Origin of the sequence: Subtercola endophyticus (genome assembly GCF_021044565.1) — a bacterium.
GTDB lineage: Bacteria > Actinomycetota > Actinomycetes > Actinomycetales > Microbacteriaceae > Subtercola > Subtercola endophyticus.
The window spans coordinates 2,158,741-2,172,997 of record NZ_CP087997.1; the positions used below are offsets into that span (position 1 = coordinate 2,158,741).

At 68.0% G+C, this 14,257-nt stretch carries 14 protein-coding genes; 4 read left to right on the forward strand and 10 right to left on the reverse strand.

Annotated elements, in window-relative coordinates; all coding sequences use genetic code 11:
* Positions 1–5 precede the first annotated feature (5 nt).
* From LQ955_RS10095 to LQ955_RS10120, 6 genes are all read right to left on the reverse strand, one after another.
* Positions 6–878, reverse strand: coding sequence for an ABC transporter permease (locus tag LQ955_RS10095; RefSeq protein ID WP_231028016.1), 873 nt, complete (start codon positions 876–878; stop codon positions 6–8).
* On the reverse strand, positions 875–1,687 hold the full coding sequence (locus LQ955_RS10100; protein ID WP_231024419.1) for an ABC transporter ATP-binding protein: 813 nt from the start codon (positions 1,685–1,687) through the stop codon (positions 875–877). Before LQ955_RS10100 ends, LQ955_RS10095 begins: the two co-directional genes overlap by 4 nt.
* Positions 1,684–2,565: an ABC transporter permease gene (locus LQ955_RS10105; protein WP_231024420.1), complete on the reverse strand. Its 882-nt coding sequence runs from the start codon at positions 2,563–2,565 to the stop codon at positions 1,684–1,686. Before LQ955_RS10105 ends, LQ955_RS10100 begins: the two co-directional genes overlap by 4 nt.
* A 13-nt stretch (positions 2,566–2,578) precedes the next feature.
* A complete protein-coding gene (locus LQ955_RS10110; protein WP_231024421.1) occupies positions 2,579–3,595 on the reverse strand; it encodes a TIGR03842 family LLM class F420-dependent oxidoreductase in 1,017 nt (338 codons plus the stop codon).
* Positions 3,596–3,628: 33 nt separating this feature from the next.
* Positions 3,629–5,068 carry a dihydropyrimidinase gene (gene hydA, locus LQ955_RS10115; RefSeq protein WP_231024422.1) on the reverse strand — a complete coding sequence of 480 codons (1,440 nt, stop codon included), beginning with the start codon at positions 5,066–5,068 and terminating at the stop codon, positions 3,629–3,631.
* Between the two features lie 88 nt (positions 5,069–5,156).
* On the reverse strand, positions 5,157–6,005 hold the full coding sequence (locus tag LQ955_RS10120; protein WP_231024423.1) for a nitrilase-related carbon-nitrogen hydrolase: 849 nt from the start codon (positions 6,003–6,005) through the stop codon (positions 5,157–5,159).
* A 101-nt stretch (positions 6,006–6,106) separates the two neighbouring features.
* Between LQ955_RS10120 and LQ955_RS10125 the strand changes: the two genes are divergently transcribed.
* The 4 genes from LQ955_RS10125 to LQ955_RS10140 all read left to right on the forward strand — a co-directional run bounded on the left by LQ955_RS10125 (position 6,107) and on the right by LQ955_RS10140 (position 10,880).
* Complete coding sequence (locus tag LQ955_RS10125; protein WP_231024424.1) at positions 6,107–7,525, forward strand: aminotransferase-like domain-containing protein; 1,419 nt, start codon at positions 6,107–6,109, stop codon at positions 7,523–7,525.
* Between the two features lie 69 nt (positions 7,526–7,594).
* Positions 7,595–8,596, forward strand: a complete 1,002-nt coding sequence (locus LQ955_RS10130) for an LLM class flavin-dependent oxidoreductase (RefSeq protein ID WP_231024425.1) — start codon at positions 7,595–7,597, stop codon at positions 8,594–8,596.
* Between the two features lie 54 nt (positions 8,597–8,650).
* On the forward strand, positions 8,651–9,658 hold the full coding sequence (gene cofD / locus LQ955_RS10135; protein ID WP_231024426.1) for a 2-phospho-L-lactate transferase: 1,008 nt from the start codon (positions 8,651–8,653) through the stop codon (positions 9,656–9,658).
* Positions 9,659–9,686: 28 nt separating this feature from the next.
* Positions 9,687–10,880, forward strand: a complete 1,194-nt coding sequence (locus tag LQ955_RS10140) for a hypothetical protein (RefSeq protein ID WP_231024427.1) — start codon at positions 9,687–9,689, stop codon at positions 10,878–10,880.
* Between the two features lie 154 nt (positions 10,881–11,034).
* Here the strand turns inward: LQ955_RS10140 and cofC are convergent, their stop codons facing one another.
* The 4 genes from cofC to coaD are packed head-to-tail and all read right to left on the reverse strand — an operon-like array spanning position 11,035 to position 14,251.
* Positions 11,035–11,667, reverse strand: a complete 633-nt coding sequence (gene cofC, locus LQ955_RS10145; protein WP_231024428.1) for a 2-phospho-L-lactate guanylyltransferase — start codon at positions 11,665–11,667, stop codon at positions 11,035–11,037.
* Positions 11,664–12,764, reverse strand: coding sequence for a coenzyme F420-0:L-glutamate ligase (locus LQ955_RS10150; RefSeq protein WP_390623368.1), 1,101 nt, complete (start codon positions 12,762–12,764; stop codon positions 11,664–11,666). The genes cofC and LQ955_RS10150 overlap by 4 nt, the downstream gene beginning before the upstream one ends.
* The gene (locus LQ955_RS10155; RefSeq protein ID WP_231024429.1) at positions 12,724–13,725 is read right to left on the reverse strand and encodes a TIGR03557 family F420-dependent LLM class oxidoreductase; all 1,002 of its coding nucleotides are present in this window, start codon (positions 13,723–13,725) and stop codon (positions 12,724–12,726) included. Before LQ955_RS10155 ends, LQ955_RS10150 begins: the two co-directional genes overlap by 41 nt.
* 40 nt (positions 13,726–13,765) lie before the next feature.
* The gene (gene coaD, locus LQ955_RS10160) at positions 13,766–14,251 is read right to left on the reverse strand and encodes a pantetheine-phosphate adenylyltransferase (protein WP_231024430.1); all 486 of its coding nucleotides are present in this window, start codon (positions 14,249–14,251) and stop codon (positions 13,766–13,768) included.
* Positions 14,252–14,257: the final 6 nt, after the last annotated feature.

Genomic DNA, 14,257 nt, shown 5'->3' on the forward strand with positions numbered 1-14,257 from the left:
AGCGCTCAGCCGCCCGACGATCGCCGCCGGGTGACGAGCCATTCGAGCAGCAACGTGGCCCCGTAGAACACGAGCCCGAGCACGATCGCGCCGAACACGTACGCCCACGCCCTCGGGTACGCGCTGTTCGCCGCCGCCGAGGTGATGCGCGAACCGAGCCCGTTCTGCAGGCCGCCGAAGTACTCGGCCACGATCGCCGAGATCACCCCGAGCGGTGCCGCGATGCGAAGCCCGGTGAAGATGAACGGAATCGCGCCGGGCAGCGTGACGGTTCGCGTCATCTGCCAATTCGACGCCGCATAGGCGCGCATGAGATCGCGGTGCACGGGCCGCACCTGCCGAAGTCCGCGCAGGGTGTTGATGAAGATGGGTGCGAACACGACGATCAGCACCACGATGCGCCGCGGAGTGTCGGAGGTCGACCCGAACATGGTGTTCAGAATCGGCGCGAGGGCGACGATGGGAACGACGGCGACGGCCGCGACCAGAGGCACGATCATCCGGTCGAAAATGGTCAGCCGCGAGGCCAGCAGAGCGAGAACGATGGCGAGCACGGCGCCGACGACGACACCGATCAGCGCATTGAGGCCCGTGGCGAGCAGCGACGACCACAACAGCGGAAAGACGAGCACGATCTGGCCCGCGATGTCGGTCGGTGCCGGCAGCAGGTAGGGCTTGAGGTCGAAGACGATGACCGCGAGCTGCCAGAGCAGCAGAAAGGCCAGGCCCAGGATGATCGGCGGCAGTATCGAGCGCGCGATCCACGCACCGCTGCCCGGCCCGGTCGCGGGCCGTCGAGTGCTGGCGAGGGGCACCGACTCCCCCGGCAGCGCGAACAGCGCAGGGGACGTCGGTTCGACGAGGGTTTCGTCGCTCATCGCAGGTCAGCCCCGGCGGGAACGGCGGGCGACCCGTGCAGCGCCTCGCGCACGGCGGTGACGGCCGTGAAGAAGCCCGGGTTCTCCCGCAGCGCCTCCGTTCGCGACGTTCCCGGGCCCAGCGGAACATCCACGATACCGACGATGCGCCCGGGCCGCGGTGACATGACGACGACACGGTCGCTCAAGAAGACCGCCTCGGGAATCGAGTGCGTGACGAACACTACTGCGGCGCCCGTCTCGGCGCAGATGCGCACCAGCTCCTGCTGCATCCGTTCGCGGGTCATCTCGTCGAGGGCGCCGAACGGTTCGTCCATCAGCAGCAACTTCGGGCGCTCGGCCAGCGAGCGGGCGATGGCGACCCGCTGCTGCATTCCGCCCGAGAGCTGATCGGGAAACCGGCTGCGAAAGTCGGTGAGCCCCACGAGCTCGATGAGCTCTTCGGCGCGAGCCGTTCGTTCGGCCTTGCCGACGCCGTGCAGCTCGAGCGGCAGCTCGATGTTCGCCTGAACCGAGCGCCAGGGCAGCAACCCCGCACTCTGGAACGCGATGCCGTACTCCTGGTCGATGCGCGCCTGCCGGGCCGACTTGCCGAACACGAGAACCTCGCCGCTCGAGGCTTCGTCGAGGTCGGCGATCAACCGCAGCAGGGTGCTCTTGCCGCAGCCCGATGGCCCGATGAGCGAGACGAACTCCCCCGGCGCGACCGTCAGATCGATGTTCTCGAGAGCGCGCACCTCGGCACCCTTCGCGACGGCGAAGACCTTGCCGGCGTTGGTGATCGTGATGGCGGCGTTCGTTTCGGTCACGACGAGATCTCCTGTCGATTGAAGCGTTTGAGGCCGAGCCCGAGCAGGGCCACGAGACCGGCGGCGACGAGGCCGAGAACAACCGCCCCGGCGATGGGCGCGTATGCCTTCGCTGGATCTGACGTGCCCGACTGCGCGAACTCCACGATCATGCGGCCGATACCGCCCTTGTAACCGGTGGAGACCTCGGCGACGACGGTTCCGACGATGGCACTCGCGGCTCCGAGGCGCAGCGCGGGCAGCAGGTACGGCACACTCGCCGGCAGCCGCAACCGCAGGAGCGTCTTGAACCAGCCGGCGTCGTACGAGCGCATCAGCTCGAGATGGATGGTGTCGGGCGACTGCAATCCCCGCAATGCACCGACGGCCACCGGGAAGAAGGCCAGGTAGGCGGCGATGACGGCCACGGACATCCACCTATCCCAGGAGAAGGCACCGATCTGGATCTTGCCACCCCAGGCCACGATGAGCGGCGCCAGCGCGATGAGGGGAACCGTCTGACTGAGAATGAGCCACGGCAGCACCGCACGTTCGGCGACGCGCAAGCGCTGCATGAGAATCGCGAGCAGCAGACCGACGACCGAGCCGATGGCCCAGCCCACGGCGGCGACCCCGAGGCTGTTGAGCGCAGCCCCGATCACCGCAAGCCAGACCGGAGGTGAGCCGGCCGACGAGTTGACGGGCTCGGCGGCGCGCTGAACCATGGCCCACAGGTGCGGCATCGAGCGATCGTCGGTCTTCGGCAGGATGCCCTGGCCGAAGAGTTCGAAGCCGGTCGATGGCCCGAGCGCCTTATAGCCCTCCCACAGAGCAAGCAGGATGATGACACCGATCAGCCCCCACAGCACTGCGTAAAAACGCCCCCCGGCCCGGATCATGCGCTCGTGAGCCTCACGACGTCGCCGTGATGTGGTCGCGAAGCGCGGGAATCACCGTCTCGCCGTAGACCCGCAGCGTCTCTTCTTTGTTGTCGTGCTGCAGGTAACCGGCGAACTGGTCGACACCCAGCTCTTTGAGTGCTTTGAGCTTCTCGATGTGATTCTCGGCAGGCCCGAGCAGGCAGAATCGGTCGACGATCTCGTCGGGCACGAACTCGGCGTGCGTGTTGCCCGCCTGCCCGTGCTGGTTGTAGTCGTAGCCCTCGCGCCCGGCGATGTAATCGGTGAGCGCCTTGGGCACCGAGGAGTTCGACCCGTGTTTGGCGACGATGTCGGCTACGTGGTTGCCCACCATTCCGCCGAACCAGCGGCACTGGTCGCGCATGTGCTGCCAGTCGTCGCCGATGTACATGGGCGCTGCCACGCAGAACTTGATCGACATCGGGTCGCGACCGGCCTTCTCGGCCGAATCGCGTACGGTTCTGATCATCCACTCGGCGATATCGAGGTCGGCGAGCTGCAAGATGTAGCCGTCACCCACTTCGCCCGTCAGCTTGAGGGCGAGCGGGCCGTAAGCGGCGACCCAGACGTCGAGCGTCGAGCCGTGGCTCCACGGAAACTGCACGGTGGCGCCGTTGTATTCGACCGAACGAGAGTTGGCGAGCTCGCGGATGACGTGAATCGACTCGCGCAGCGTCTTCAGCGTGGTGGGGGCGCCGTTGGTGGCACGCACCGCCGAGTCGCCCCGGCCGATGCCGCAGATGGTGCGGTTGCCGTACATCTCATTGAGGGTGGCGAAAATGGATGCCGTGACCGTCCAGTCGCGGGTCGCCGGGTTCGTCACCATGGGGCCGACGATGACGCGGTTGGTCTCGTCGAGAATCTTGCTGTAGATGACGTAGGGCTCTTCCCAGAGCAAGTGGGAGTCGAACGTCCAGATGTACTCGAAGCCGTGCTGCTCGGCGAGCTTGCTGAGCGCGATCGTGCGCGCCGCCGGTGGATGGGTCTGCAGTACTGCTCCGAATTGCATCTGTGGTGCTTTCGTTAGAAGGAATGAAGAGAATCAAATGAGGTATTGAGACAGGCCGCGCTTGAAGTACTTGCCGTCGCCCTTGGTGCCGAGGTACTGGTTGTCGTCGACGATGACCTTGCCCCGCGAGATGACCGTATCGACGTGACCGTCGATTTCGAAACCCTCCCACGCCGCGTAGTCCATGTTCATGTGGTTCTTCTTGCCCTCGCCCATGCCGATGGAGGTGTGCCCGTTCGGGTCGTAGATCACCACATCGCCGTCGGCTCCCGGCTGAATGACGCCCTTCTTGCCGTACATGCCGAACATGCGAGCGGGGGTGGTCGAGGTGAGTTCGACCCAGCGCGGCAGCGAGATCTCGCCCATGACGACACCTTGGTAGATCAGGTCCATGCGGTGTTCGACCGAGCCGATGCCGTTGGGAATCTTCGAGAAGTCCCCGATTCCCATGTCTTTCTGGCCCTTCATGCAGAACGGACAGTGGTCGGTGGAGATAACCTGCAAGTCGTTCGTGCGCAGGCCCTGCCACATGTGGTGCTGGTGCCCCTCGGCCCGCGAGCGCAGCGGAGTCGAGCACACCCACTTGGCGCCTTCGAAGTCGCCCCACTCGGCACTGGATGCCCCGAGCTGTTCTTCGAGCGAGAGGTACAGGTACTGCGGGCAGGTCTCGGCGAACACGTTCTGGCCATTGTCGCGCGCCAGGGCGATCTGCTCGACCGCCTGCTTCGCACTCACGTGCACGATGTACAGCGGCGCCCCGGTGAGGTTCGCGAGCATGATCGCGCGGTGTGTCGCCTCTTCTTCGGTCTGCCACGGGCGCGTCGTTCCGTGGAAGTACGGGCTCGTGTCGCCACGGGCGATGGCCTGCTGCACGAGTACGTCGATGACGCTGCCGTTCTCGGCGTGCATCATCATGAGGCTGCCGTTCTCGCTGGCACGCTGCATGGCCTTCACGATCTGGCCGTCGTCGCTCAAGAACACGCCCTTGTAGGCCATGAAGAGCTTGAAGCTCGAGACGCCCTCGTTCAACAGTTCATCCATGGCGCTGAGCGAGCTGTCTTGCACGTCGGAGAGAATCTGGTGAAAGCCGTAGTCGACGGCACAGTTGCCCGCCGCCTTCTCGTGCCAGAGGTTGTACTGGTCGAGAACGTTCTCGCCGGCGTACTGCACCACGAAATCGACGATGCTCGTCGTGCCGCCCCAGGCCGCCGCGCGGGTGCCCGTTTCGAAGGTGTCGCTCGCGAAGGTGCCGCCGAACGGCATCTCCATGTGCGTGTGGGCGTCGATGCCACCGGGGATCACGTATTTTCCGCGGGCATCGATGACCTGGTCGACGTTTCGGGCCACGTCGAACCCGAGCAGGCTCGAGCCCGGCGCCAGAACGGCGGCGATCGTCTCACCGTCGATCAGAACATCCGCTTCGGCCGTACCGGTCGCGTTGACGACCGTTCCGTTGGTGATGAGGGTCTTCATGAGTGCTCCTTCGCGCTGATTCGTTGGCGCAGATTCTGATTGGCGCAGATTCGGTTGGCGCAGATTCGAACGTGTCCTTGTCGAGAGCCTAGGGCTGCGGGATGGCCGTGTACGACTCCGGCCGGCGGTCGCGGTAGAACTGCCAGTCGTCGCGCATCTGCTGCACCATGTCGAGGTCGAGGTCGCGGATCAGAATCTCTTCGTCGCTGCCCGAGCCGCGCTCGCCCACGAAGTTGCCGCGCGGGTCGATGACCTGGCTGGTTCCGTAGAAGTCGACGGCGAGCTCGCCGTACTCGTTGTCTTCGCGGCCGACCCGGTTGGGCTGCAGCACGAAGTATCCGTTGGCGACGGCCGCACACGGGCCCTCGACCTCCCACAGCCGGTTGGAGAGACCCGGCTTGGTGGCGTTGGGGTTGAACACGATGTGGGCGCCGTTCAGGCCGAGCTCCCGCCAGCCCTCGGGAAAGTGCCGGTCGTAGCAGATGTACAACCCGATTTTGCCGACCGAGGTGTTGAACACGGGGTAGCCGCCGTTGCCGGGGCGGAAGTAGAACTTCTCCCAGAAGCGGTCGAGGTTCGGAATGTGGTGTTTGCGATACTTGCCGAGAATCGTGCCGTCGGCTTCGACGATGACGGCCGTGTTGTAGTAGACGCCCGTGATGTCTTCTTCGTAGATCGGCAGAATCATCACGAGGTTCAGCTCTTTCGCGAGCGCTGCAAAGCGCTGCACGATGGGGCCGTTGGCCGGCTCGGCGTACCGGTAGTACTTCTTGTCTTCGGTGATGCCGAAGTACGGGCCGTAGAACAGCTCTTGAAAGCAGATGACCTGGGCGCCGTCGGCGGCAGCGTCACGTGCGAACTGCTCGTGTTTGTCGAGCATCGACTCTTTGTCGCCCGTCCAGGTGGTCTGCGTGATCGCTGCTCGAATGACCGTCATCGTGAGTATTCCTTTCAAAGCCGGTTTTGTTATTATTCGTTGTGAACATTTCTCTTGTGTTTCAGCCTGTGACGCGAGCGTAAATAAGTCAAGAGGTGTGCATGATCGACCTCATAGCGACGGCTGTGGAGAAAAAGACGCCCGAGGCGATCGCCGCTGCCGTCTCCCGTCTCATCCGCACGGGGCAGATCGCGTCGGGCGATCGTCTGCCCACCGTGCGCGAGCTGGCGTCGGTGCTCGGCGTCAGCCCGGCCACCGTTTCGAACGCGTGGCAGGCGCTCGCCGGCGTGGGCCTGATCACCTCGCGCGGGCGCGCCGGCAGCTTCGTGCTGCAGGCGTCGACAACGTGGATGCCCGCGCACTTCGCCGAGCTCGCCGGCTCCCATGTGGAGGCCCGACTCGACCTCTCGTCGGGCACTCCCGACGCCGAGCTGCTGCCCGACCTCGGGCCCGCGCTCGCGCGGGTGCCGACCCGAGCCGACACGTCGAGCTATCTCGCGGGCCGAGTGCTTCCCGAACTCGAACGGCATCTACGGGCATCCTGGCCCTACCCGCCCGAAGCGCTCACGATCACAGACGGCGCCCTCGACGCCGTCTCGAGAGCGCTCGACGTCGTGCTGAGATACGGCGACCGGGTCATCGTCGAAGACCCGTCGTTCCCGCCGTTCCTCGACCTGCTCGACCAGAACGGGGCCGAGCGGGTGCCGGTGGCCATCGACGAGCACGGTCTGGTTCCGGATGCCCTGGCCGCAGCCCTGCGATCGAACCCCGCGGCGATCATGCTGCAGACCCGCGCGCAGAACCCCACCGGAGCGTCGATGACAAGCGAGCGCGCCCATGAGCTGGTGCGGGTGCTGCGAGCGCATTCGCACCTCACCGACCCGGTGATCATCGAAGACGACCACTCGGGCGAGATCAGCACCGTGGGAGCCGTCAGTCTCGGGTCGTGGCTGCCGCACCGCACGCTGCACATTCGCAGCTACGCCAAGTCGCACGGCCCTGACCTGCGCATCGGGGCGCTGGCCGGCCCCACCGAGCTGATCGATCAGATCGTGGCGCGGCGCATGCTCGGCCCGGGGTGGACGTCTCGCATGCTTCAGGTGATTCTGTACGAGCTGCTCACCGCGCCAGCATCCGTCGCCCGAGTGAGCGAAGCGCGCGAGACGTACCATTCGCGGCAGGCGCAGCTGGTGGCGGCGCTCGCGCGCCACGGATACGTCTCACCGTTCGGCAGCGCTGCGGCGCGTGCCGCCGACGGGGTGCCTGACGGCATCAACCTCTGGATGCCCGTGGCCGACGAGCGCGCGGCGATCGTGTCTCTGGCGGCCAGCGGTATTCGGGTCGCGGCCGGAACACCGTTTCAGGCTCGGCTGGGGCCGACGCGGGTCGACGACGGGCCGGAGGGGATGCTGAAGGTCGTTGCGCCCGAGCATCCGCAGGCCATCCGGGTCACAGCCGGATTGGTGCGCGGCGACTTCGACGAGGTGGCGGCGCTGCTCGCGACGGCGGCGCGGGCTTGAGGTGGGCGGCGGCGCGGGCTTGAGGTGGGCTCACGGGTCGGTGTCGGTCGGCGCTTCTAGACTGGCGGCATGCGCTTCGGAATCGTGATTCTGCCCCAAGACCCGTGGTCGATCGGGCGTCGAAAGTGGATGCTCGCGGAGGAGCTCGGCTTCGACCACGCCTGGACGTACGACCACCTCTCCTGGCGATCGCTCGCCGATGAGCCGTGGGGTGCAACGCTGCCGACGCTCACCGCCGCGGCGGTCGTCACCTCGCACATTCGTCTCGGAACCTTCGTCTCGTCGCCGAACTTTCGGCATCCCGTGCCGTTCGCGAAAGAGATCGCGACGCTCGACGATGTGTCGGGCGGGCGGTTCACCCTCGGGGTCGGGTCGGGCGGCACCGGGTTCGACGCGTTCGTGCTGGGGCAGGCGGCCCTCTCGCCGCGACAACGGCACGAGCGGTTCACCGAATTCGTGGAGCTGCTCGACGAGTTGCTGCGGTTCGAGCCGGCAGGCGACGGCTCGGCAGGTGACGGCTCGGCAGGTGGGGGCTCGGCAGGTGGGGGCACAGCAGGCGGCCCGGCGGGTGACGGCGCGGCAGGTGACGCCACGGCGGCCGCCGAGCCCTGCGGCATCTCCCGCAGCGGCGAGTGGTTCACCGCGCACGAGGCGCGCATGGTCGGGGTGCCCGCGCAGACACCACGAGTGCCGTTCGTGCTCGCGGCCAACGGGCCGAAGGGGCTCGCGCTGGTGAGCCGCATCGCCGACGGCTGGGTGACCACCGGAGCCGACGGCGCGACCGGCGAAGACTGGTGGCGCGCGGTGACCGAGCTGAGCGGCCGGCTCGACGATGCCGCAGCGGCCGCCGGGCGAGACCCGCGCTCGATCGACCGATACTTGTCGCTCGACTCGGGTGGCGTGTTCTCGCTCGAGAGCGTCGGGGCGTTCGAGGAGCTCGCGGGGCGGGCATCCGATCTCGGATTCACCGACGTGATCAGCCACTGGCCTCGCGCCTCCGGCATCTACGCCGGCGACGAAGACGTGCTCGTCGAGGTGGCGTCACGATTGGCCACCTACCGCTCGCTCTGATGCTCGCTCTGACGCCCCGGGTTGCGCTCGAAATCGCGTGGGAGGATTGAGCCTGTGCGAATAACAGTGTTAGCGGGCGGCGTCGGCGGGGCCAAGTTCTTGCGGGGGCTGCGTGACCACCTGCGGCAGGTCGCGCCCGACGGTCTCGGCGGCACGACGGCCGAGGTGACGGTGGTCGTGAACACGGGCGACGACGTGTGGCTCACCGGGCTTCGAGTGTGCCCCGATCTGGACTCCATCATGTACACGCTCGGCGGCGCGAACGACGAGGTGCGCGGCTGGGGCCGAGTCGGCGAGAGCGAACGGGTCAGCGCCGAGCTCACCGAATACGGGGTCGGATGGCCGTGGTTCACCCTCGGCGACCTCGACCTCGGCACACACATCACTCGGTCGCACCTGCTGCGCGAAGGGCTGACGCTGAGCGAGGTCACCACACGCCTCACCGCGCGCTGGAATCTCGGCGTGCGGCTGCTTCCGATGAGCGACCACGAGGTCGAGACGCATGTCGTCGTCGCCGATCTCGACGCTCCCACCGGTGAGCGCTCGATGCACTTCGAAGAGTGGTGGGTGCACTACCGCGCCGGCCTTCCGGCGCTGCGCTTCGAGCAGCACGGGCTTTCGTCGTCTGTCGCGGCACCGGACGTAGTCGAGGCCATCCTGAGCGCCGACGTGGTGCTGTTCGCCCCGTCGAACCCGGTGGTGTCGATCGACACGATCGTGGCGGTGCCGGGCATCCGCGACGCCCTGCGCGCGACCGCTGCGCCGGTGGTCGGCGTCTCGCCCATCATTTCGGGGTCGGCCGTTCGGGGCATGGCTCACGCCTGCCTCAGCGCGATCGGTGTCGAGACCGCCGCCGACGCCGTCGCACTGCACTACGGAGCACGCGACGCGGGCGGGTTGCTCGACGGCTGGCTTCTCGACGAGAGTGACGCCGCACTCACTCCGGCGCTCGAGCAGGCCGGGCTGCGCGTGGCTGCGGTACCCCTGTGGATGAATTCGGTCGAGACCTCGGCAGCTCTGGCCGCCGCCGCTCTGGCCGAGGCCGCCGGGCTCTCTGTCTGAGGCGAGTATCGGCCGGAGGAGCAGTCGCATGGGGTTCGTCGAGAGGCTGGAACGGGCATCCGCGGCGCTGGGCGAGGGCGCACTGGGCGAGGGCACGCCGGCTGGGGGCGAACTGGGCGAGGGCCCGCCGGATGAGGGCACGCCGGCTGGGGGCACGCCGGCGGATGGCACGCTGGCCGAGGGCGACAGTGAGGTGGGCGACGCGGCAGGCGTCGGCGCGCGGGGGCGCGGGCGCGAGACCCTGGCGGCCGCCTGGGTGGGGCAGATGCTCGCGGCCGAGCTGCCCGAACTGCTGGCCGGCATCGCGCACGACCGCTCTTCCGGAGCTTTCGCGCGCTGGGGGCTCTCGACCGTGGTCGACGAGAACCTGCGGGAGCCCGTGATCGGCCGCGCTCTGTTCGAGTTTCTGCACGAATACGCGGGCGTTGCGGCAACGTGGCCGATCGGCAACGCCGGCGTGCTGCACGTCTACGGGTACCTGCTGTCGGCCGTCTCGACTCGGTACGGGTTGAAGCGAGAGCGCTGGCTCGGTGCTGAGTTGACGACGGCACTCGGGATGCCCGAGGGGGCGTTTCTCGATGCGCTGACGAGTGCCGGCAGCGGTGCGGGCGCGGGGGCTGGCAGCGGTACGGGTGCCGGCGCGCCGGCTGGCGGCGCTGCCGACAGCGGTACGGTCGCCGGGGCGGGGGCTGGCGGCGCTGCGGACAGCGGCACGGTGGCTGGCGGCGCTGCGGACAGCGATGCGGGGCTGGGCGCTGGCGGCAGTGCGGGACTCGCGGGCTGTGTGGCCGATGTCGTGATGTCGACCCTGGAGTCGGCAGTCGTCACGGTCGACGAGTTCGCCGGCGAGGAGCGCGAGGAGGTGTTCCGCGCGGCGTACCTCTCCGCCACCCCGGCGGCCGGTGGCGCGAGCGGCAGCGAGGCGGCGAGCGGTGACGTGGTGGCCGGCGGCACAGTTGGCAACGGCGCGGCGCGAGGCGACGCGGCCGGCAGCGGCGCGGTAGGTGGTGGCGCAGTGGCCTACGTCGCGCTGCTCGGTGACGCGCATCGGCTCGTGACGGTGTTTCCGGTGGCGGCGAGTGCCGAGGAGTGGCTCGCGGCTTTCACCGCGGAACCGCCTCGTCTGAGATACAACGCCGCCGCACACGAGCTGGCCCCGCGCGCGCCGCTGGCCTCCCGCCGGATAGAACGCGCCGGCAGCCTGCCACCGCGCTCCGGGTAAGACGACGCGAAACAGCGGAGATTTCGAAACCGTAGGCGCTATAAGGGGTTACAGTCTCGAACGCTCCTACGTTCTGACGGGCGGTGGCGGCAGGCGAAGGCGGCAGCGGGTGGCAGCCGCCAGAGGGCGGGCCGGCGGCCGCGGGCGCGCAGCGTCAGACGTCGGGGTGGGCCAGGGCGCGAGCCGTGTGGGGGCCGACGCCGCTGCGCAGGGCGGCCTCGAGATCGGAGGGGGTGTCGACGTCGCGACGCAGCGTCGACTCGGGCGGCACGGCGAGCGAGACGAGTCCTGCCGCGGCATGCCGAGCCGCGGAGTGCTCGCCGAACTCCGGCACGATGTCCAACCCCGGCTGGGCCGCGATGGTCGTTGTACCCAGCCCCAACGCATCGGCCACGAACGAGAGCGGATGCTCGGCGGCGAGTCCGAGCGCAAAGACGACGTCGGCCGTGGCGAGTGTGGGCAGGTCGGCGGTGATCACCACACGGGCGGCTGCGGGGTGGGTGCGGGCGGCATGATCCAAGCCGGCGCGGATGGCCGCGTTCAAGCCGTCGCCGGGGTCGGGAATCGTCACGGCGCCGAGCTGCGTGACGGCGTCGGCTGCCACGGGGTCGCTGGTCACCACGAGTAGCTCACGAACATCCGGTACCGCCTGAATCGCGGCGATCGAGTCGAGGGCGAACGCGAGGGCCAGCCGGCGGCGCTCTTCGGGTGCGAGCGGAAAGTCGGCGAGGCGCGTCTTGGAGGCGGTCGATCCCTTGACGGGCACGACCACGACCCACTCGGTCACGCGGTGCCTGCGACTGCAGCGGCGGCGTCAGATCCGGCGGCCACGTCAGGCCCAGCAGCGGCCGTCCCCGTGACTCCGGTTGCGGCGGGCGCGTCAGATCCAGCAGCGGCGGGCGCGTCAGATCCGGCAAATCCGGTTGCGGCGGCAGCGGCAGCGACTCCGGCAGCAGCGGCGGATGCGTCAGATCCGGCAACTCCGGCAGCGGGGTCTCCAGCGTCTCCGGCAGCGGCGGCTCCGGCAGTGGCGGCGGCGGCCGCGCCGGCGGCCGCCAGCCCCGCTTCGTACCCCGAGGCGAATCCCTCCGCCCGGCCCAGCTCGAGCGCCTCGTCGGTGCCGAGCCGGAACATGTCCGTCGGCCCCGTGCGGTTCAGCGCCCGGGCCGGAGTGTCGAGCGACTCGACCACGAACCGCCCCGCGCCGCGCACCAGCGCCACCGGCACTCCCGTCGCCTTGCCTTTCACCAGGTCGGCTGCGGCAGCGAGTTCGTCGGCGACCGAGATCTGTGTGACCTCGAGTGTGGTGCCGAACGTGTCGACCCCGCCGCGCAGATCGTCGACAACCGTCACGCCGGCCGAACCGATCGCCGCGTCGGTCTGGCCTTCGCGCCACGCGCGCCCCAGCGTGTCGGAGATCAGGATGCCGAGCCTCACCCCGAACCGCGTGCGCAGTTCGGCGGCGAGCGCGCGCGCCGAAGCATCGGGGTCGAGCGGCAACAGCAGCACGGTGCCGGCGGGGGTGTTGCTCGCGTCTACTCCGGCGGCGGCTTGCACGATTCCCTGCCGGTTCTCGACGATGCGCGTCACGCCGCCGGGATGCGCCCGAGTCGCAACCACGCGAACGGTCTCGGCCGTGATGGCGGCCTCACGGTCATCCGCTCGCACCGAACGGCCTTCGGCCTTCGAGACGATCTTGCTCGTGACCACCAGAATGTCGCCGTCGACCAGCGTGAGCCCGCTCGCTTCGACGGCGTCGCCGATGAGCCCGGCGAGCGAAACGCCCGCCTCAATTTCGGGTATGCCGTCGACGGCATATACCTCTAACGATGCCGCGCCCATGTCAGCGGCGCAGCTTCGGGAGCACATCGCGGCCGAAGACATCGATCCAGTCGGACTGATTGCGGCCCACATTGTGCAGATAGATGCGGTCGAACCCGAGGTCGGCGAAGCGCTGGATGTAGGCGCGGTGCACGTCGGGGTCTGAGGAGATGAGCAAACGCCCTTCGAAGTCTTCGGCACGCACCGACTTGGCCAGCTGCTCGAATTCGAACGGCGAACGGATGTCGGCCTTCGGAAACCGCATGCCGCCGTTCGGCCACTCGACCATCGCGTTCGAAAGGGCCTGCTTGTCGGTTTCTGCCCAGGACACGTGCAGCTGCAGCACCTTGGGCATGCTCGAGGGATCTTTGCCCACGTCTCGGGCTCCCTCGTCGAACTTGGCGAACAGGCCCGCGATCTTCTCCAGCGGGGCGCCCACGGTGATGAGCCCGTCGGCCTGACGGCCCGCGCGTTTCGCCGTGACCGGCCCGGCCGTCGCGACCAAGATCTCGGGGGCTTTTTCGGGCATGGTCCACAGACGGGTCGATTCGAGCTTGAAGAACTCGCCGCGATGTTTGACGTCTCGGCCGGCGAGAGAGGCGCTGAACAGTTTGTTGATGATGTCGAGGGCTTCGAACATCCGGTTGATGCGTTCGGGCGTTTCGGGCCAGTACTGCCCGACGATGTGCTCGTTCAGCGCCTCGCCCGACCCGATGCCGAGCCAGTGCCGACCCGGATACATTGCGGCGAGTGTCGCGCTCGCCTGCGCCACCATCGCTGGGTGCCAGCGGAACGTCGGCGCCGTGACGCCCGGGCCGAAATCGCCTTTCGTTCGCTCGCCTACGGCGGTCAGCACGTTCCAGACGAAAGAGGCCTGACCCTGCTGCGGCACCCAGGGCTGGTAGTGGTCGGCCGCCATGACTCCGCTGAACCCGTGATCTTCGGCGAGTGCGCTCAGCGCGACGGCTTCACTCGGGTGAAACTGCTCGAGCGCGGCAGCGTAGCCGACGGTGAGTTCAGACATGCCTCAATCCTGCCACTCGAGGCGAAGCGCCCGCCCCGCGTCAGTTGGGGCTGGCGAGAAACTCCGCGACGGCGACGGGAACGTAGGGCGCGACGTCTCCGCCGAGCCCGGCGACTTGGCGCACGAGCGAGCTGGACACGTGGGCGTGCGCGGGGTCGGGCAGCAAGAAGATCGTCTCGACGCCGGCCAGGTTGCGGTTGACGATGGCCATCGGCGTTTCGTAGGCCACGTCGACCTGCGAACGGATGCCCTTGACCAGCACTTTCGCGCCGACTTCGACGCAGTAGTCGACCAGCAGACCCATGCTCCACGACGTGACCAGAATTTCACCCTCGACGTTGCCGTCGGCGATGGCGCGCTGAATGAGGGAGACCCGCTGAGCGATGGGCAGCAGCGCCGATTTGTCGGGGTTGTGCACAACGACGACGTGCACCTCGTCGAAGATCGAGGCGGCGCGCTCGATCACGTCAATGTGCCCAAGTGTCACGGGATCGAACGAACCGGGTACAACGGCGATGGTGTGCATGCTTTC

Bases quoted from the DNA above. Each gene is read 5' to 3' on its own strand.
- LQ955_RS10095 (WP_231028016.1), bottom strand. From the start codon at position 878: ATGAGCGACGAAACCCTCGTCGAACCGACGTCCCCTGCGCTGTTCGCG.
- LQ955_RS10105 (WP_231024420.1), bottom strand. From the start codon at position 2,565: ATGATCCGGGCCGGGGGGCGTTTTTACGCAGTGCTGTGGGGGCTGATC.
- LQ955_RS10110 (WP_231024421.1), bottom strand. From the start codon at position 3,595: ATGCAATTCGGAGCAGTACTGCAGACCCATCCACCGGCGGCGCGCACG.
- hydA (WP_231024422.1), bottom strand. From the start codon at position 5,068: ATGAAGACCCTCATCACCAACGGAACGGTCGTCAACGCGACCGGTACG.
- LQ955_RS10120 (WP_231024423.1), bottom strand. From the start codon at position 6,005: ATGACGGTCATTCGAGCAGCGATCACGCAGACCACCTGGACGGGCGAC.
- LQ955_RS10125 (WP_231024424.1), top strand. From the start codon at position 6,107: ATGATCGACCTCATAGCGACGGCTGTGGAGAAAAAGACGCCCGAGGCG.
- LQ955_RS10130 (WP_231024425.1), top strand. From the start codon at position 7,595: ATGCGCTTCGGAATCGTGATTCTGCCCCAAGACCCGTGGTCGATCGGG.
- LQ955_RS10140 (WP_231024427.1), top strand. From the start codon at position 9,687: ATGGGGTTCGTCGAGAGGCTGGAACGGGCATCCGCGGCGCTGGGCGAG.
- LQ955_RS10150 (WP_390623368.1), bottom strand. From the start codon at position 12,764: ATGTCTTCGGCCGCGATGTGCTCCCGAAGCTGCGCCGCTGACATGGGC.
- LQ955_RS10155 (WP_231024429.1), bottom strand. From the start codon at position 13,725: ATGTCTGAACTCACCGTCGGCTACGCTGCCGCGCTCGAGCAGTTTCAC.
- coaD (WP_231024430.1), bottom strand. From the start codon at position 14,251: ATGCACACCATCGCCGTTGTACCCGGTTCGTTCGATCCCGTGACACTT.